At 40.2% G+C, this 18,210-nt stretch carries 17 protein-coding genes and 1 riboswitch; of the genes, 9 read left to right on the top strand and 8 right to left on the bottom strand.

Features of this window, described 5'->3' with window-relative positions:
- Positions 1-5: 5 nt before the first annotated feature.
- On the bottom strand, positions 6-956 hold the full coding sequence (locus tag ACSFVZ_RS03065) for a LysR family transcriptional regulator (protein WP_135924282.1): 951 nt from the start codon (positions 954-956) through the stop codon (positions 6-8).
- 108 nt (positions 957-1,064) lie between these two features.
- Here ACSFVZ_RS03065 and ACSFVZ_RS03070 point away from each other — a divergent pair, with 108 nt between their 5' ends.
- Together ACSFVZ_RS03070 and ACSFVZ_RS03075 are read left to right on the top strand one after the other, a co-directional pair.
- A complete protein-coding gene (locus tag ACSFVZ_RS03070) occupies positions 1,065-2,003 on the top strand; it encodes a sodium-dependent bicarbonate transport family permease (protein WP_435558071.1) in 939 nt (312 codons plus the stop codon).
- 76 nt (positions 2,004-2,079) lie between these two features.
- A complete protein-coding gene (locus tag ACSFVZ_RS03075; protein ID WP_435558072.1) occupies positions 2,080-2,499 on the top strand; it encodes a hypothetical protein in 420 nt (139 codons plus the stop codon).
- 8 nt (positions 2,500-2,507) lie between these two features.
- On the opposite strand, the gene ACSFVZ_RS03080 is transcribed toward ACSFVZ_RS03075, so the two are convergent.
- The 3 genes from ACSFVZ_RS03080 to ACSFVZ_RS03090 form a co-directional block, all read right to left on the bottom strand.
- Positions 2,508-2,888 (bottom strand): hypothetical protein, encoded by a 381-nt coding sequence (locus ACSFVZ_RS03080; RefSeq protein ID WP_135924279.1) that lies wholly within the window; start codon positions 2,886-2,888, stop codon positions 2,508-2,510.
- 113 nt (positions 2,889-3,001) lie between these two features.
- A complete protein-coding gene (locus tag ACSFVZ_RS03085) occupies positions 3,002-3,586 on the bottom strand; it encodes a hypothetical protein (RefSeq protein ID WP_435558073.1) in 585 nt (194 codons plus the stop codon).
- A gap of 83 nt (positions 3,587-3,669) precedes the next feature.
- Positions 3,670-3,852 carry a hypothetical protein gene (locus tag ACSFVZ_RS03090; RefSeq protein ID WP_435558074.1) on the bottom strand — a complete coding sequence of 61 codons (183 nt, stop codon included), beginning with the start codon at positions 3,850-3,852 and terminating at the stop codon, positions 3,670-3,672.
- 264 nt (positions 3,853-4,116) lie between these two features.
- On the opposite strand from ACSFVZ_RS03090, the gene sbcB reads away from it, so the two are divergent.
- On the top strand, positions 4,117-5,562 hold the full coding sequence (sbcB, locus tag ACSFVZ_RS03095) for an exodeoxyribonuclease I (protein WP_435558075.1): 1,446 nt from the start codon (positions 4,117-4,119) through the stop codon (positions 5,560-5,562).
- Between the two features lie 39 nt (positions 5,563-5,601).
- Here sbcB and ACSFVZ_RS03100 read toward each other — a convergent pair whose 3' ends face one another.
- Positions 5,602-6,483 (bottom strand): NAD(P)-dependent oxidoreductase, encoded by an 882-nt coding sequence (locus ACSFVZ_RS03100; protein WP_135924275.1) that lies wholly within the window; start codon positions 6,481-6,483, stop codon positions 5,602-5,604.
- Positions 6,484-6,597: 114 nt separating this feature from the next.
- Here ACSFVZ_RS03100 and ACSFVZ_RS03105 point away from each other — a divergent pair, with 114 nt between their 5' ends.
- Together ACSFVZ_RS03105 and ACSFVZ_RS03110 are read left to right on the top strand one after the other, a co-directional pair.
- On the top strand, positions 6,598-7,113 hold the full coding sequence (locus tag ACSFVZ_RS03105; protein WP_062564542.1) for a glutathione peroxidase: 516 nt from the start codon (positions 6,598-6,600) through the stop codon (positions 7,111-7,113).
- On the top strand, positions 7,079-8,062 hold the full coding sequence (locus ACSFVZ_RS03110) for a 2-hydroxyacid dehydrogenase (protein WP_253038691.1): 984 nt from the start codon (positions 7,079-7,081) through the stop codon (positions 8,060-8,062). Before ACSFVZ_RS03105 ends, ACSFVZ_RS03110 begins: the two co-directional genes overlap by 35 nt.
- A gap of 98 nt (positions 8,063-8,160) precedes the next feature.
- On the opposite strand, the gene ACSFVZ_RS03115 is transcribed toward ACSFVZ_RS03110, so the two are convergent.
- Positions 8,161-9,486, bottom strand: a complete 1,326-nt coding sequence (locus ACSFVZ_RS03115) for a sodium-dependent transporter (protein WP_435558076.1) — start codon at positions 9,484-9,486, stop codon at positions 8,161-8,163.
- A gap of 147 nt (positions 9,487-9,633) precedes the next feature.
- On the opposite strand from ACSFVZ_RS03115, the gene ACSFVZ_RS03120 reads away from it, so the two are divergent.
- On the top strand, positions 9,634-10,371 hold the full coding sequence (locus tag ACSFVZ_RS03120) for a 4'-phosphopantetheinyl transferase family protein (RefSeq protein WP_435558077.1): 738 nt from the start codon (positions 9,634-9,636) through the stop codon (positions 10,369-10,371).
- Here the strand turns inward: ACSFVZ_RS03120 and lysC are convergent.
- On the bottom strand, positions 10,348-11,727 hold the full coding sequence (lysC, locus tag ACSFVZ_RS03125) for a lysine-sensitive aspartokinase 3 (RefSeq protein ID WP_435558078.1): 1,380 nt from the start codon (positions 11,725-11,727) through the stop codon (positions 10,348-10,350). The genes ACSFVZ_RS03120 and lysC overlap by 24 nt on opposite strands.
- A gap of 81 nt (positions 11,728-11,808) precedes the next feature.
- A riboswitch (Lysine riboswitch) is annotated at positions 11,809-11,981 on the bottom strand.
- 88 nt (positions 11,982-12,069) lie between these two features.
- Positions 12,070-13,320: a sodium:proton antiporter NhaD gene (nhaD, locus tag ACSFVZ_RS03130; protein ID WP_135924271.1), complete on the bottom strand. Its 1,251-nt coding sequence runs from the start codon at positions 13,318-13,320 to the stop codon at positions 12,070-12,072.
- A gap of 148 nt (positions 13,321-13,468) precedes the next feature.
- Between nhaD and ACSFVZ_RS03135 the strand changes: the two genes are divergently transcribed.
- From ACSFVZ_RS03135 to ACSFVZ_RS03145, 3 genes are read left to right on the top strand one after another with little or no spacing between them, the layout of a single operon-like run.
- On the top strand, positions 13,469-14,743 hold the full coding sequence (locus ACSFVZ_RS03135) for an MksB family condensin complex protein (protein WP_435558079.1): 1,275 nt from the start codon (positions 13,469-13,471) through the stop codon (positions 14,741-14,743).
- Positions 14,744-14,745: 2 nt separating this feature from the next.
- Entirely contained in the window at positions 14,746-15,291 is a 546-nt protein-coding gene (locus ACSFVZ_RS03140; protein ID WP_063705788.1) for a condensin complex protein MksE, read from the top strand.
- Positions 15,291-18,077 carry an Mks condensin complex protein MksF gene (locus ACSFVZ_RS03145; RefSeq protein WP_435558080.1) on the top strand — a complete coding sequence of 929 codons (2,787 nt, stop codon included), beginning with the start codon at positions 15,291-15,293 and terminating at the stop codon, positions 18,075-18,077. Before ACSFVZ_RS03140 ends, ACSFVZ_RS03145 begins: the two co-directional genes overlap by 1 nt.
- The last annotated feature ends 133 nt before the right edge of the window (positions 18,078-18,210 follow it).

Here is an 18,210-nt window from a genome sequence, read left to right on the forward strand (position 1 = left end):
ATACTTCACGCTAAGCTTGTATTCAATGTACTTAATTCATTATTGACCCAGTTTTTGTCTAAACATTGCTCAAGGTTAAGCTCTGCAAACTTTAAGAAGCTACGAGCAGCATGAGAAAGATGACGATCAGTGCGCACCACGAAGTACCAGTGACTAGCAAGCTGAACATCAACTACATCAAGGATGCAAAAAGAGCTATCGTTTGTTGGCAATACATGGCGTGATACCACACCAAGCCCCATGCCAGAGCCTACAGCGACTCTAATCGCTTCGTTACTAGCCATTTGCACTGTATTACTCAATACTAAGCCACGACTTTGCAGCTCACTCTCAAATAGCATTCTAGTTGCAGAACCAGGCTCACGTAATAAAAAACGCTCCTTCATTAACTCTTTTAAAGTCACTTGCTGTTGCTGAGCAAGTGGATGGTGCATAGGAGCAATAAAGACAAGTGGATTTTGCAAAAATCGCCCAGCCTTTGCATGTTCTAGTGACGGTGGGTGACTAAATACATAAATGTCATCTTCTCCTCTTTCAAATCGAGCAAGTACTTCTGCCCTATTACCAATTTCCAGCGGTAATTCTACGTGAGGATGTAAATTACTATATGGGCCCAGTAACTTAGGTAAAATATATTGTGCAGTGTTTACAATGGCTATTTTGCAACGCCCTCGCTCTCCTCCTCTAAGCTCAACTAAATAATCTTGATAATCATCGAATTGTCCAAATACTTGTAGGCACGTTTGATAAAGCGCGAAACCCGCTTCAGTAATATGAATTTTTTGCTGATTAACAATAATTAAAGGTTCACTAATACTTTCTTGTAAGCGCTTAATTTGTTGAGAAACCGTCGGCTGTGTTAAATGTAACTGCCTTGCTGTTTCACTGATCGAACGAGTTTTAACAACTTGCATAAACACTTCTAATAGCCGAAAAGAAATATGTCTTAGATCCATAACCACCACCCATAGATAAAAACCTATAAGATACTAGCATTTATTTAATTATTTACTATGCTTCTTTTTGTTTAAAATGACGACATTTTAAATTCAAAGGAGAATAAAGTGCCTGATATTGTTGTAATGTTTTTTATTTTGGGTCTAGCTGCAGGGTTATTGCGCTCAGATCTTAAAATTCCACAAGCAACTTACGAAACGCTGAGCCTACTGCTCATGCTAACAATTGGTTTAAAAGGTGGCATGGTGCTGCACGGCAGCTTGCATTGGAAATTACTGCCTGAAATGGGCGCGGTGATGCTTCTCGGTGCAGGTATTCCTCTTCTTATTTATCCTATATTAAATAAATTGCTTGGTTTATCAGTAGCAAATAGTTCAAGTATTGCAGCACACTATGGTTCAGTAAGTGCCGGTACATTTGCTGTTGCTTTGGCTTATGCTGAGTCAAATGCTTTAGATGTTGGCGCTGAAGTTACACTGTATCTAGTCATGTTAGAACTGCCAGCAATTATTGTCGGTCTGCTGCTATTTCGCAGCCTTGGTAATAGCTCAAGTAAACATTTATCACTTAAAGCACTGTGGCATGAAACATTAACAAACAAAAGCGTCATATTGTTAGTCGGTGGCGTAATAATCGGCATGATGTATGGCACTCAACAAGGTAGTCAAGTAACCAGCTTATTAACCAACAGTTTCAAAGTCGTACTGGCCTTGTTTTTACTTGAAATGGGCTTAATGGCAGCTCAAACACTACGCCCTATCCCATGGCATCACTGGCGCTTAGCACTTTTTGCTCTTATTACTCCTAGTATTCTTGGCGCGATTGGAGTCGGTGTCGGAACCCTTTTACAGCTTGAACTTGGTTCAGTTGTTATTTTGGCAAGCTTAGTAGCAAGTGCATCATATATTGCCGCACCAGCAGCCATCAAAGCAGCCATCCCAGAGGCTGACATTGGGTTGGCTATGCTCTGCTCCTTGGGCATAACTTTCCCATTTAATGTATTAGTTGGTATTGGCTTGTATCACCATATGGCATTAAATATTTGATAAACGTGCACTTTATGAATGCGGTTTCAGAAAAAGTCGTTTACTATTGGTAGAAAATAATGTGCAAGGATATGCCATGTTCGATCAAGAGTTAAATTCTGAGCAGCAACATATAAGTGCAATTTTTCAACGCTTATGCGAAGTATACCAACTAACCAATAACACTGAGCTTGAGCAAGCTTTAGATCTCACTCAAGGCTATAGCAAAGAATGCATTCAAAGCGCTATTGTACCATATGAAGTGATTGATAAAGCGAGTAAACACGCTCAGGTTAGTTTTGATTATCTACTAAGTGGTAACAAAAATAATTTAATTAAACTAGAAGGCCCATTGTTGCAGGCAATTAATAATGGGCTTTTAAAAAGTATCAAAAAAATGTCAATAGCGGGGTTAATCAAGGGTGAAAACCAAACTCAAGATGCACTCAAACAGCTAGCTGATATTCAAGTTAAACAGATAAAAAATGAACTAAAACTACAAAGCCAGATAAAATAATCTGGCTTTTAATTTTTTCCTTTATAGAGCTTGTTGTAGATCTCAGAAATATTATTTTGTTCATCGTAATACTTCTGCAACTCACCTAAAGATAGCTCTTTTAATTGCTGGTTTTTAAGATCAGTTGCTTCTACCCACTGAAACTTTTGAAGGCTTGTACTGTTATCCATCAGGCTACATATTTCGTTTTTCAGAGCCTCCGCCCTATTAAACAGTTTTATGGCTTTGTTGATATCCGTTTCTTGCTCAGCCTGTAGCGTACACCACACCACCTCAACAGATTTGCTTCTGATTTGTTCTTCAAAAATATTTTTGCGTGCTATCAGCCACGTGCTTACAGCTAGCAAAACTGCTAATACAACAATGGCTATGTAAATTAGTTCAAGCATGACGATCCCTCGGTAAACTAAATGTTACTATACACCCAAACTTAGTGCGCAAAACATCAGGAAAAAGCATTAATATTAATAGTATGGAACTGATATATTTCGAATAATCCGTGTTAAATTTTTGTATGAAATGGCCAGCTTGGGCTCAGTAAAAGCTTTAATTTTGTTTTAAGTAGTCCAGGAAATAACATTACGATAGCAAGGGTAAAACTGATATACAGTACGATGAAGCTGTAAATGTAATGTATATAGGCGTGTTCTTCTTGAACATTAAGTATTACAAATTTAAACCACACAATTAAGTGGGCGATTGTTACAACTATCGTTAGCTTAAAAACACTAAAAAACAGTTCTCCATATTTATAACTAAACCTCTGATGTAATTTGTATAAAATATATAAACTTAAAAGATTGATACCAGCAATACTCAAGTAAACATTTTGAGCAATTCCACTTTCACCTGTATTTTGAACATATATCAATACTTTTTCCATCAAAAGAGATGTGATTTGATATTTAAAAACCACGACAGCTATTGATAAGAAGTCACTAAATAGCTCTCTATTTCTAAGTGCTCTATAAAGAGATAGGACTAATGCTATTGCATAACAAATTGCAATAATTACCTGCACTGAAAACACTGTGTGAACAGATGTTGCTACAAGCATTTCATTATATAAATCGACTAAATATTGCATGAATCATCCTATTAAAGATGTTCATAATCATAATCTTATCGCTTAAAAAAAACCAGCTCTTGGCTGGTTTTCTTTACATTATGTTAATTTTCTTTTTTCTTTGGATTAAGGATAATTATTCCACCTGTTCCCTGTAATTCTTGATTTTTCTTTTTTGGGTTCAAAATAATTATACCACCTGTTCCTTGTAATTTTGTCGTATCAAAGCTTGAAGCTGGAGTTGCGTCGAATGCTAAAGTAGATAGTAATAAAGCTGATAAAGTCATTTTTTTGTTCCTTCATTGTTAAAGATAGTTTTCGTTAGCAAATACCGAGCCACAGAATACAAAACAGCTCAAAAACTAACGACACCTCACTATATAAGCATAAAAATTAACCGCAAGGCCATTTTTTATACAGCTCGTGTTTATAAAAGTTACACTAAACAGCCACATTACGTTTTACTCTATAAACTAGCTAGGCTCTATGCCATAATTCTGACAATTCAGAAAACAACTCAAAACGGCTCGACGCTTAGCAAGGTTTAATGCATGGCTTATCCAGAACAACAACAACCAACAATTTACTGGCACGACTACGAAACATTTGGCGCAAGCCCGCAAAAAGATCGTCCAAGTCAGTTTGCTGGCATTCGTACCGATCTCGATTTAAATATTATTGGTGAGCCGTTAATTGAGTATTGCAAACCAGCAGCCGATTACTTGCCCCACCCTGAAGCGTGTTTAATAACGGGTATTACCCCGCAAGTTGCGATGCAAAAAGGCTTAGTTGAAGCTGAGTTTATGGCAAAGATCCATGCTGAATTTAGCCAACCTAACACCTGTGTTGCGGGCTATAATAGTATTCGCTTTGATGATGAAGTCACACGTTACAGCTTATACCGTAACTTTTATGACCCTTACGAGCGTGAATACAAAAACAATAATAGCCGTTGGGATATTATTGATTTAGTCCGAGCATGTTATGCACTGCGCCCAGAAGGCATTGAATGGCCGCTTAAAGAAGACGGTTCACCAAGCTTTAAACTCGAACACTTAACCGTTGCCAATGGCATTGAACATGCAGCCGCTCACGATGCACTAAGTGATGTAACAGCGACTATTGCACTGGCTAAATTAATTAAAGAAAAACAGCCAAAGTTGTACCAGTTTTTCTTTAGCTTACGCTCTAAAAAAGCACTGGCAGACTTAGTTGATGTGTTTAACATGACACCACTGGTGCACACTTCATCACGAATTCCGGCAAATCAAGGCTGCACCAGCTGGATTGCACCAATGAGCTTTCATCCAGTGAATAAAAACGCCATTATTTGCTTTAATTTAACTGAAGATCCGCAAGTCTTATTAGATTTATCTGTTGAAGAGCTACGCACGCGCCTTTATACAAAACACAGCGATCTTGGCGAAGACGAAGCACCGGTAGGCCTTAAACTAGTGCATTTAAATAAGTGCCCTATTCTTGCGCCAGCAAAAACCTTGTTACCAGAGAACGCAGCACGATTAGGTATTGACCGCGAAAAATGCTTACAAAATCTCGCTATTTTAAAAGCCAACACAGAACTTCGCGATAAAGTAACCGAAGTATTTAACGAACAGCGTGATTACGGCGAAACCTCCAACCCTGACTATCAACTCTATGACGGTTTTACCAGCCATGCTGATAAAGCTAAATTTGCCATTATTCGAGATGCAAGCCCTGAGCAATTAGCCACAATGCAGCTTGATTTTGATGATAAAAAGTTTGCTACCTTGTTATTCAGATACCGTGCTAGAAACTGGCCACACACGCTTAGCCAAGATGAGCTAGCAAAATGGCGCCAGTATTGCCAAAACAAGCTAATGCATGGCGAAGATAACCCTTCGATCAGTGGCCAAGATTTCATGATCACCCTTGAGAATCTGGCTCATGAAAATGATGATAACGAAAAAAATCTGCATATTTTAAAAGCGTTATACAATTATGCACAAAGCATGTAATAAAAAACGCGACAATAATTGTCGCGTTTTTTATTGATATTACTTTTTATGTAGCGCTTCAATACGCGCTAATAAACTTGAGGTGTCGTAGCGGCCGCCACCTAAAGCTTGTACATCGGCGTAATATTGATCAACTGTTGCCGTCATCGGCAAAGTTGCGCCGTTTGCCTTTGCCTCATCCAAAGCGATGCCTAAATCTTTACGCATCCAATCAACAGCAAAACCAAATTCGTATTCACCAGCCCACATTGTCTTGTAGCGGTTTTCCATCTGCCATGAGCCAGCTGCACCTTTCGAGATGGTTTCAATCACTTTTTCACCATCAAGGCCCGCTTGTTTTGCAAAGTGTAACCCCTCAGCTAAGCCCTGCACCACACCAGCAATACAAATTTGATTTACCATTTTACAAAGTTGACCAGAGCCTACTTCACCTAATAATTGACTAAAACGGCTAAACGCAGCCATTACAGGTTGAACAACATTAAAATCAGCTTCGTCGCCACCTACCATCACAGTTAATACGCCATTTTCTGCACCCGCTTGGCCGCCAGAAACAGGGGCATCTAAAAATGCAATACCTTGTAGTTTTGCCTGAGCGCCTACTTCACGTGCCACCTCAGCAGAGGTTGTGGTGTGGTCAACTAAGTAGCTGCCCTCATGCATGCTTGCCAGTACACCATTTTCACCATAAACAACTGAGCGTAAATCATCATCATTGCCTACACACATGAAAACGATATCAGCGCCTTTAGCGGCTTCACTTGGCGTTTCACAATAATTACCTTGATACTCTGAAACCCACTTTTGCGCTTTAGCCGTTGTGCGATTGTAAACTGTCACGGTGTGACCTGCGTTGGCAAGGTGACCCGCCATTGGGTAACCCATTACACCTAATCCGATGAAGGCGACTTTCATTGACATAAAACTGACCTATTTGAGTGATAAATTAGTAATAATTTCATTATCTCAACCGAATAACTAAAAAGCGAATGAAAAAAAGTTCATTTAAACCGTTCAAAAACACACAGGTAAAACATGGATAGTATATATCGTTTCAATGCCCAGCTTGCATCTGGTGAAAACTTTAGCCTTGAATCGTTACAAGGTAAAACAGCGCTTATTGTCAATATAGCCAGCAAATGTAATTTTTCAGTGCAAATGGCAAGCCTTGAAAAGCTGTATCAAGACTATAAACAGCAAGGATTTACCGTACTCGGTTTTGCCTGTAATCAATTTGGCCACAATGAACCGCTTGATGGCAATGAGCTACAAGCCTTTTATCAGCAACACTTTGATGTTAGCTTTCCCATTTTTAACAAAGTGTTAGTGAACGGCCCAGAGGCCCATCCTTTATTTAATTATTTAAAATGTCATACCCGTGGAATAGCACAAAACCGCGCAATTAAATGGAATTTCACCAAATTTCTTATAAACTCAGAGGGTCAACTCGTTGCGCGATATGCCCCGCGCACCAAACCCGAAACCCTCAAAATGGTGATAGAGAGTAATTTAAATGATGAAACTGGCCTTATTCAGTGCGCAAAAGTATGAGCAACCGTTTTTTGAAAGGAATCTAACTGAATACGCTGAGTCTGTTTCGCTCAGTTATTTTGAGCAATCCTTAAACAGCAATACCACACCCCTTTGCCAAGGCTTTGATGCTGTGTGCGTGTTTGTTAACGATACAGTCGACAAACACGTCATTGCTGATATGGCTGCCCTAGGCATAAAGGCAATCTTATTACGCTGTGCAGGCTTTAATAATGTTGATCTTGATGCTGCCAAAGAGCATAACATAAAGGTTTGCCGTGTGCCCGCTTATAGCCCAGAAGCCGTGGCAGAGCATTGTATTGCCCTTATGCTAACGCTCAACCGAAAAACCCATAAAGCCTTTAACCGAGTACGTGAAGGCAACTTTGATTTAAACGGTTTACTAGGCTTTAACTTATTTAAAAAAACTATTGGGATTATCGGGTGTGGCAAAATCGGCCTAGCACTGGTAAATATCTTAAATGGCTTTGGGGCGAAAGTACTCGTTTGTGACCCAATGGCTGGTGAAGGCCCTTACACCCTATGTGATTTAGACACATTACTCACACAAAGTGATGTCATCTCATTGCACTGCCCGCTCAACGAGCATACCCATCATTTAATTGATGCTAGCGCATTTAAGAAGATGAAAGACGGTGTCATGCTGATTAACACCTCTCGTGGTGCACTTCTCGATACTCAAGCCTGTATTCAAGCGCTTAAGTCTAAAAAGCTCGGACACTTAGGGCTTGATGTGTATGAGCAAGAGTCAGAGTTATTCTTTAAAGATCACCGTGAAGAAATCATGCAAGACGATATTTTTTCACGCCTTATTAGCTTTCCGAATGTGTTAGTCACAGGCCACCAAGGCTTCTTCACCCAAGAAGCACTTAGCGAAATAGCCTGCACTACATTGCAAAGCGCCAATGAAATAAGCCAAGGTTTACCATTAACTAACGAAGTTATTTAAAGCAAGCGCACCTTAAATTAAAAAAGGCGTGAGGTTTAAACCCCACGCCTTTTACTTTTACCTTGAAACTAGAAACTTGTAACTAGCAACTCAAATTTCTATTTCAACAACGCCACGTTCACAAATACCGCCGTCATTAATAACGGACAGACAAAGCGAATGTACTGGGCAAACCAATAATGAGGGCCACTCGATACTTGATGCAATTTATTACCACGCTGCCATAACCAGCCAACAGTAATGAAATAGAACAGTCCCATTAAAGGTAATTGGTACTGTGTAAGCACCATAATCACTAAGCCAAATAACCAGTCAAAGTTTAAGATAATCAGTGATGAGGCAATAAACACGACTAGCGTTACAAATAAAGTCGCTTTTTTTCGCTCAATACTGTGATTCTCAACTAAAAATGCCACTGGAATTTCGGTCGATGAGATGGTTGATGTCACTGAGGCAATCGACATTAATACAAAGAATAATAAGCCAACGAGTAAACCCACTTGGCCCATAGTGCTAAACAGTTCAGGTAAAATTGCAAAAATTAACTGCCCTTCACCGACCAATTTACCGCCGCTAAATACCTCTACACCGTTATGTTGAGCAACAAAAATAGCCGGAATAATCAATAAACCCGCTAAAAAGGCCACACCGGTATCAAGCAGTGCCACAGTGCCAGTTAATCTAGGTAGGTTCGCATCTGGTTTTAAATAAGAGCCATAAACCATCATACATCCTACACCTAACGACAATGAAAAGAACGCTTGTCCCATTGCCGCAATAATTAAGTTTGCATCAAGAATTTGACTGAAATCTGGCACTAAGTAGGCTGCAAAACCATCCATCGCACCATCAAGTGTGGCGATATAAGCAATTAACGCCACTAATAACACTAGCAATAATGGCATTAAGCGGCGTGACCAAGTTTCGATACCTGATTTAACGCCTTTTAAAATAATACTCGCAGTAAGAATAAGCATCAGCGGTGTAAACACAAAGTTGCGCGCCATGGAGTCACTGTGCAAAAAGTTACTTAACTCAGTAAAACCAAAGAAGTTTGCGATTGGCTCAAGGGCATAAGCAAGCATCCAGCCTGCGACAATCGAATAAAAGCTTAGCATTACAATCGCACCAAACAAGCCTACATAGCCTGCTGCAGCGCCTACTTTAGGCGCAGTCTCTTGCCATGCATTTGATAATGCTTTTACAGGATTAGCTTGTGCTTGATGACCTAAATATAGCTCAGTATAAAGAGCCGGAAGCGCTAATAAGAAAATAACAATAAAATAAACAAGTAAAAATGCACCGCCGCCATGGTTTGCCGCTTGTGTTGGAAAGCCCCAAATATTACCTAAACCTACCGCCGCGCCAGAAGCGGCTAAAACGAAACCTAATCGGCTTTGAAAGCCGTCACGAACTTGTGCCATACATCTACAAATCTGTTATTATTTTTCCTCATTAAACCATAATTACAGCCAACTGCGTAAACTATTTGCGTTTGTTAGTGCCCATATAAGTGCATTTGCTGTAAAAATAAACAAAACTAAATTCAAGCCCTGTGTAAGCGTTAAACCATGAGCAGTCACTACTTTTCGAACACCCTTATTATTCAACAGCAGTGCCAAACCACAGCCAAAAAAATTATGCTTATGGATGCAACACGTATTGATGTTGCAAGTTTACCCGTTGATAAATTACTCAGTGAGTTTGAGTTAAGTGTGCTTGAAAAACGCAAAGTTCCTAGTGCAAAGCAAGAGTACTTAGCGACTCGCTTAACCTTAAAATATTTGTATCAACACGCTTACCCTAATGACGATTTAGCCCTCAATGAAATATCGAGCCAGTTTGATGACAAAGACAGCAAGCTAAAGCTACATACCCCGGTTAGAGAACCTGTGTGGGCCTGTTTATCTCATTCAAATGGTTTAATCGGTGCAGCTCTTAACCCAGAACAGCAGCTATTTGGTTTTGATATTGAACAAAGCAGCAAGCCTCGCCCTTTTATCAAACTCGCTAAGCATTTTTATCATCAAGATGAAGTTGACTTAATTAGCCGTTTTGACACTCCCGATGAACAGGCACAGTGCTTTTTTAGAATCTGGACATTAAAAGAAGCGCTTGCCAAAGCAAGTGCACAGCCAATTGCGAAACTACTTGCTCCTAATGTATTTGAAGAATTGAGCAAACATAATTTCAGCGCGAATAGTAACTCTATTGAAGGCTTTGATATAAGTGTTGTGGCACAAAAAAGCACTGACTGGCAGTGCTCTTTTATTAACTTTAACGAGTTACGCCGCGACTTGGCTTTCTAATAGTCGGCTATGAATAGCCTGCACGACTTCATCTGACTCGCTTTGCTCAACTAAGAAGCACAGGTTATGTTTACTTGCACCGTGGCAAATTAAACGAATATTAAAGTCACTTAATACCTGCATTAAGTTCATTTCTTGCTGACGTAATTGAATTTCAGAACCAATTAAAGCCACCAGCGTCAAGTTGTTCTCAACCGATACATGACAAAACTCAGAAAGCTTATCTAAACAGGCTTGATCAAGCTCAGGACGTGATGCATTTGGCGCGTTATCTAAAGTAATTGCAACACTGATCTCTGAGGTAGTAACCAAATCAACCGAAATATTAAACTCACTTAAAATGGTGAATACACGCGCTAAGAAACCACTCGCAAGAAGCATTTCTGGGCTTTTAACGGTTAATAGAATTTGGTTTTTACGCTGCGTTACTGCACGAATACCCGGTTGCTGAGACTTTTCTTTTTCAATCCATGTACCGCCTAATTGTGGTTCACGGCTTGAACCAACAAACACACTAATATGGCTACGGCTTGCAGGTAAAATGGTTGCAGGGTGCAGTACTTTTGCACCAAACGTTGCCATTTCTGCCGCTTCATCAAAGCTTAAGCGAGCAATTGGGCTTGCTTTGGCGCATAAACGCGGATCAGTACTGAAAATACCCACAACATCGGTCCAAATATGCACGCTTTTTGCGTTAATTGCTTCAGCGAGTAATGCAGCACTGTAATCTGAACCACCACGCCCTAAAGTCGTTGTTTGATTATGTTCATTGCTACCAATAAAGCCTTGGGTTACCACAACTTGCTCATCAAGTAGCGGCACTAAATGCTCTTTAGCAGCCGCAGCGGTTGCTGCAACATTAGGTGTTGCTTTAGCAAATTGGCTATCTGTTTTTAGCACCTTACGTACATCAAAACGCACCGCATCAAGACCTTGGCCACGTAATACTTGAGTAAACAAATACGATGATAAACGCTCACCAAAGCTCAATAGCTCATCTTGCTCAGCTACTGACTTTGCGCCTTCTGACGCTAGATTTTGGAAAGCCTTAAGCGTTTCATTAAAGCCATGTGCTAAATCAGCATCAAGCGACAGCTCTGCCAAGATTGCTTCTTGAATGGCTACCACACCAGTAATATGTTCATCACGCTCAGCCGCGCTCAAATCACGTTTACACAATGCAACTAAATGATTGGTCACGCCAGCACTGGCACTCACAGCAACAATACGTACTTGGTTATCAGCACAAACGATTTCTGCGCAGCGGCTCATAGCATCAAAGTTAGCTACACTGGTACCGCCAAATTTTGCAACAACGTAATCTGATTTTGTATTGGCGGCTAATTGGGTATTCATGTCGTCTCCTTTTGTGGAAAACTATCCACAGTAAATCAAGAAGAACTCGGCAAGGGGGTGCTTTGAAAATAAAGAGTAGTCCATGCCAGAAGCTCTCCACCTAGTTTGGTGACAGTTTTGAGGATTCAGCCCCATAAACCGAAAAATAACCGTGACGTCCGGATAATTTTCTCGGCGAGTACTTCCCTCATTAATGGTCATCGGCGTTCGTCACCTCACATTAACTACCTAAGTATCGCACCTCTTCTGAATGTTAAGTTAACACCTGGTTAAAATAACAAAGCCTGCTGTTAAAAGCAGGCTTCGAAAGTTAACGTTTAGACGTCTAGCTGTCAAGTTGTTTTATGAAATTAAACTGCCCGCTAAGTGCGAACCGTAATAACCTACGGTGTATGAAATCAATAAATACACCGACATTCTTAGGTAACTCATAAATGTAAGCGCTTTTACTTTACTCATAGCGATAATACCCGCCGCAGAACCGATAATAAGCATTGAGCCACCTACCCCTGTTGCGTAAGTAAACGACAACCATTGCTGTGGACTCATCACAATATCTGCCTTTAAAAGTGCAGCAGTTAAAGGTACGTTATCTACTGCCGCCGATAATAGCCCCATTAAGTAATTGGCATATTCAGGCGCCATCAATTCATAAAGGTGAGTAAATTTAGCAAGCATGCCAACTTCTTTTAATGCACCCACCAGCAATAACACACCCACGAAGAACAATAAGGTGTCGTACTCAATTTCACGAATATAATCGATGATTTTTTTGTTCACATCTTTTTTGCGCATTAAAAATTGCGCAACCAAAAACATCAGTGATAAACCAAATAAAAAGGTTAATAGCGGTGGCACACTATAAAGTACGCTTAAAGTTAACGTGGCTATGATGGTCGAGAAGAAGATAACCGCAATGGTAATATCGGTTTTTTCAATACGACGAGCTGTTTGCTTTTCAAATACCACATTACCCGACATACCCACCGATAACATTGCCGCTAACAATGCAACACTTGCAAGTGCAGGTACAATTAATAATAACAAGTTAGCAATGGTGACTTTTTCGTCTAAGAAAATCATCAGGGTTGTAACATCACCCGTGATCAACGACACCCCACCCGAGTTAACACTGAATACAATTAAGGTTGCGTATTTTATTAATTTTTTAGGATCTAACTTCAGTGACATCACTACCGCAAGCGAGATTAAAGTTGCGGTTATGTTGTCTGATATCGATGAAAATAAAAACGCAAAACCACCAATCAAAAACATCAGCTTTCGTTCACTGATTTGATTTGGCATTATTTTATGCACAATATTCTGGATAAAGCCTTTAGAGTTTAAATACGCTACAAAGGTCATCGCAGCCATTAAAAATAGCCACAAAGTCGCGATTTCTAATATATTGTGATCCAGTTGATGTTGTATGGTTTCTGGGCTTTGCCCATGAATCGGAGAGATAAATAAGATAATCCAGCATAAAGTGCCAAAAAAAAGCGTCGTTTTGGCCTTGTTTACATGGATAATATCCTCTATAACGATAAGCAAAAATGCCACCGCTATCAGGGTTAGGATAAGTGGGGTTACCATGGTGTTTGAACAACCTTTATAATAATGTAAAAATTGTAAGACGAGTGTTTCGGCGCGGATTCTAGCAGCATCGACAGCATAAAACTATTCTCAATTACATAATTTACTACTAATCGCTAACACCAAAGTCTGAATTTACTGGAGCCTTATGATCCCAGCTAAAAAGTTATTAAATACCCTTACAGAGCATTGGGGGGTGTTAGAACTATTATTTAAACGTTTTAAAATGGCTGATTTCAGCTTGAAAGACGTACAAAATGCGATAAAACAAAAACAACCCACTTGGTCAAATGAACGCATTTATAAAGAAACAAATCGTTTATTGAATCAAGACATCATTATTCCACTGGCTAAGTCATCGCAGTTAGAAATCAACCGCGCGATCGCCGATTTTGCGACTTTCTTGCTACAAGAAGAGCACCTAGGTCTTGCCCAAGAAATTAGTGTGCTCGTTGATGACCTTGCTCGCCTTGGTAACCGCCTTGCTAAAGCGGGTGAAATTGAAGATTACGACGAGCTACGCCGCTTTAGCCGCATTATGGATGATCGGGTTCGCAAAATAATGAAATTGTTTGCCCATAATGAAAACGCAATTTTAAATATTGTTGAGCAAGCCAAAGCTAACAATGCAGTGCAATCTTTGCAAAAGCGCTATCAAGCAGTCATTGAAGCGTTCGATGAATACATTGAACCTATGCTTGAAATGGTTGATATTCGTGGTGATTTTCATGCTTGCTTTCATACCATCGAATCGCAAATTAGCACGCAAATAGAGCAAATTGACCGCCTAGGTAAGTCATATCAAGACAAGCGCATGCTTGAACAATTACGTACCCGTATTTTAGAAATGCATTTAGTTGGTCGTGAAAGCTTACGTAAAAGCGCCGATATGCTGATGCCGCTGCGTGAAGAATTACGCCGCAATAACCTAATTACTCGCCAAGCGGCTAAAGTGCTTGGTTTAGTGCGTAAAAATGGCGTCGATAACATGTTAAGTGCGGTACAGCCTAACTTTGTCTCCGACGCACAGCGTTTTTCACTTGGTCAGCAACGTCATATCGTGGCCTATATGGCAGGCTTAGTCGACTTTGAGCACGATGAATATCAGCTTCCTGAACAGGATGATGTACCTGCGTATCAAAGTCCGCATATCCCTGATTACAACGATGTTAAAACCCAATTTAGAAAACGCTTTAAAAAAGCCAGCAAAAAAGCTCAGCCGCTCCTTAGTTTTTTAGATGAAAGCTACCCAGATCTAGAGGCTGACGAAATGCTGTTCTTGTATCAAAAACTAATTAGCGATGGCGACCTTGAGATTAGCCAAAGCCAAGAGAAAGTAAAAATAAAAATTGCCCAGCAACACTTCTCTCTTTACCCATTTAACTCATCGATTGCTGACGATAAAAAAGCAACAGAGCAATAACCATGACAGATATTAATTTAGATGATTTAACGCATCTGCAAGCTATTAATAAAAAGCTCACATCAGGCTACCACATTAGTGAGCAAGACACGCTTATGTGGCAAGAGCTTGACCAACACATTGATGCTTATCGCGCGTTATTTAACGCTCTTGGCCATGACCTACAACACGATAGCCGTGGCTTTTACTATTTTGGCAGCGACGAAAGCACCCCAAACATGGGTAAAATTTCGCGTGCCATTGCACTGACTATCTACATCTTGATTGAGCACTATGCCAATACGGGTAAAGATCCAATGCGTGCCTTGTTTGATGAAGTAAACGACCTAGAACTGATGCAAACCTTAGTGCAAATCAACAAGCACCTGTTTGATCAATTAGAAATCTTCTCAGGCTCAGATTTACGCAAAGACGTTTACCTGCGAATGGTACGTTTAGGTCTTGCGCGCGAAGTAGAAAACGGCTTTATGCTGCAAGCGCCAATTTATCGTTATATCGATGCATTAATGGAAGTAAACGAAGAAACCTACCTAGGAGATGACGAATAATGCAAAGCCAAAGCCTTTACGGACTCAGCAAACTTGCGCTTTTAAATACCGCAGGCTATGCAAAATGCGTGATCCCGCTAGATAAAAGTAGTTCAATCTGTGCGCCAAATAATACCGGTAAAAGCTCGGTGATTAATGCCCTGCAATTTCCACTGATTAATGATTTACGTTTAACAGAATGGGATGGCCACGATTTAGACGAAACCCGAAAGTTCTACTTTTCGTCAGATCAATCCTATATTTTACTTGAAGCTGACTTACCTAATGGTCCTGTGGTGATTGGTGTTGCTGGCCTTGGTAAAATTGCCGGATATGCGCATCAGTTTTTTTGCTACCAAGGTAAGTTAAACCTAGAGCACTACACTCAAGGCAAGACCATTGTAAAATTCACCAAGCTTTTTAATCACTTAAGAGAGCAAGGTTTCATTCCAATCGAATTAAAAGCGCAAGAGCTAAACGCCCTGCTCACTGGCGGCGCAACGCCGTTTGATGGCGATATCAACTTAAAGATGATCCCCCTCAATAACGTGCAAGACTCAGCGATTTACAAAGAAATTTTCCGCCGTATTCTTAACTTGCATAAGTTAGGTGCCAGTGATGTTAAGCGCTTTATGCTACGTGTATTTGAGCGTCATATGTCAAACTCACGGGTCGACTTTTATGAAGTGTGGCGACGTTCATTCGATAAAGTGAATCGCGCTAAACGTGAATTAAAAGCCCTTGAGTCAATGCAAGAGCCTATCGCAGCTCTTGAATCTATGCTTGAAAACCAAACGGTTTTAAAAGGTAAGCTTGCTGCCTATGCGCCAAAAATTGACCAAGCACTGATTGACTTTGAAACCTATCAACAAGAGCAACTCACTGAGCTAAATATTGCCCTTGAAGATATCGAACACGAAAAGCACGAGTTCGAACAAAAGCAGCAGCTGTATATTCAGCAATCGCGTGATATTGAACGTAAACAAACACAGATTGAACAATGGTTTTTAGACTATCGAGCGCTTAAATCTGAGTTTGAATTGGTTAATAAAGCCACTTTAAAAGTTAGCCTTACGCAACTTAAGCAAGATTATGAATCGCTATCGCATTCATTAAGCAGTGCCCAAGGTCAAAGCTTACACACCCTTGATTACCGCATTAGCGAAACACAAAAGCAAATTAAGAGCTTAAAACTGCAGTTAAAGAATCTCGAGTTCAATTTATTCACTCGTATGCGTGAAGATTTATCTTTGAAAGAAGTTGAAGAGATTTCGCGTATTCTAAACCCAGATATCTTATCGTTTGCCACCACCAGCAATGGTGATGTTGAGATCACAGACGAAGATGCCTTTGGTGAGTTCTTAGAGCAGTTATCGGCCAATGTTAAAGGCGGTGTACTGACTCTTCCTGGCGCAACGATTAAACTTAAAAAGCTAAGTCCTGTGCAGATGCAAACGGGCGAAAATAAAGAGCAATTAACCGCGCAACTCGCTGCTCTTGAAAACTCACTGAAAGAGTTTAAACAGCAGCGTGAAGTCGCTGCGAATGTCGCCGAAAAGCAAAAAGAAAAAGATGCCCTATATGATGAGCTAATGGCCTCTGAAGAAGCATTAAAACGCTTTGAACAATTTGAAGTGATGCAGCAATCTGTCGATGCACAAACTCTACTAAAAGAGCAATTAAATGCAGAGCGCGAACAAGTTGACGACTACCTGCAAGACATTCAAAAGAACAGTGGTTCAATCAGCGACCGTCGTTCGATTATCAAGTCGAAAAAAGATCTGCTTGCGCGTCAAGCTGACCGTTTACGCCAAGTTAAATCAGAACGTATTGATCACACGCTTGATTTTTATTCAGGCAAAGTGACGCCATACATGATTGAGATCAGTATTGATTTTGATAATTTAAGCGATCTCATTCATCACTTTAACAAAGACTGCCAAGAACTACGCAACTTTGATATCAACGTACGTAACACCTACATGCATATTTATAATGCGGGTATTACTAAGTTTGATAACGAAAACGATGAATTTACTAAATACGAAAAGCTTATTAGCGCGTTTCATAACATTGATAACGAGCGCGATGCTATTGAGCGTCAAGGCCGAGTTGCGTTAACCGAAGTAGCCGCCACCATTAAAGGCTTGCGTGAAGACCTAGATCGCCTACGCCGCGAAATGAACAGCTTTAATAAAGGCATTAGTCAGCATCGGATCTCTAACCTTCAAGCATTCAAAATTAATGTTATTCCGCGCAAGATGTTAGTTGATAGCATTGATACCATTATCAGTACCTCAAACCAGTTTGAGCAAGGCGATACCCTAGACCTATTAAGCCAAGAGCCTTATAGCGAGTCTGCGGTAAACGAAGCGAAAGATCATTTAATTAAACTTGCCTCAGAAAAAGCAGGTTTAACACTGACCGACTTATTTGATATTCGTTTTGAAGTAGTAAATCGTGCCGGTGAAACTGAACACTTCGAAAAAATAGACTCAGCCGGCTCTAACGGTACTCGTATCACCATTAAGCTACTTTGTGGCATGCTGTTTATTCGTTATTTATTAAGTGATCAAGAGCAAAACCTGTATCGTATTCCGATTTATATCGATGAAGCAGCTGATATCGACCCACAAAACCAAAAAGCAATTATCGAAACCGCTCTTAGCTTTGGCTTTGTGCCGATTTTTGCCTCAGTTAAACCACAAGTCAGCTGTGATTACATCGTCCCAATTCGTACAGTGAAAGATGGTGCGCAAAACTGGGTTGATGAAAAAGACTGGATAGAAGTTGAACACAGTGCTTAATTGCAAAAATTAATCATTGCTTTAATCAAGGATGGTTATACCCAAGCCACCTTAAGATCCAGAATTCAGCGTTTCATAGGTGCTTAATATCAAGGCGTTACTTTGCAACAATGGCAGTCCCTTTTAAGAAGTA

This window comes from Pseudoalteromonas nanhaiensis (assembly GCF_051235485.1).
Lineage (GTDB): Bacteria > Pseudomonadota > Gammaproteobacteria > Enterobacterales > Alteromonadaceae > Pseudoalteromonas > Pseudoalteromonas lipolytica_C.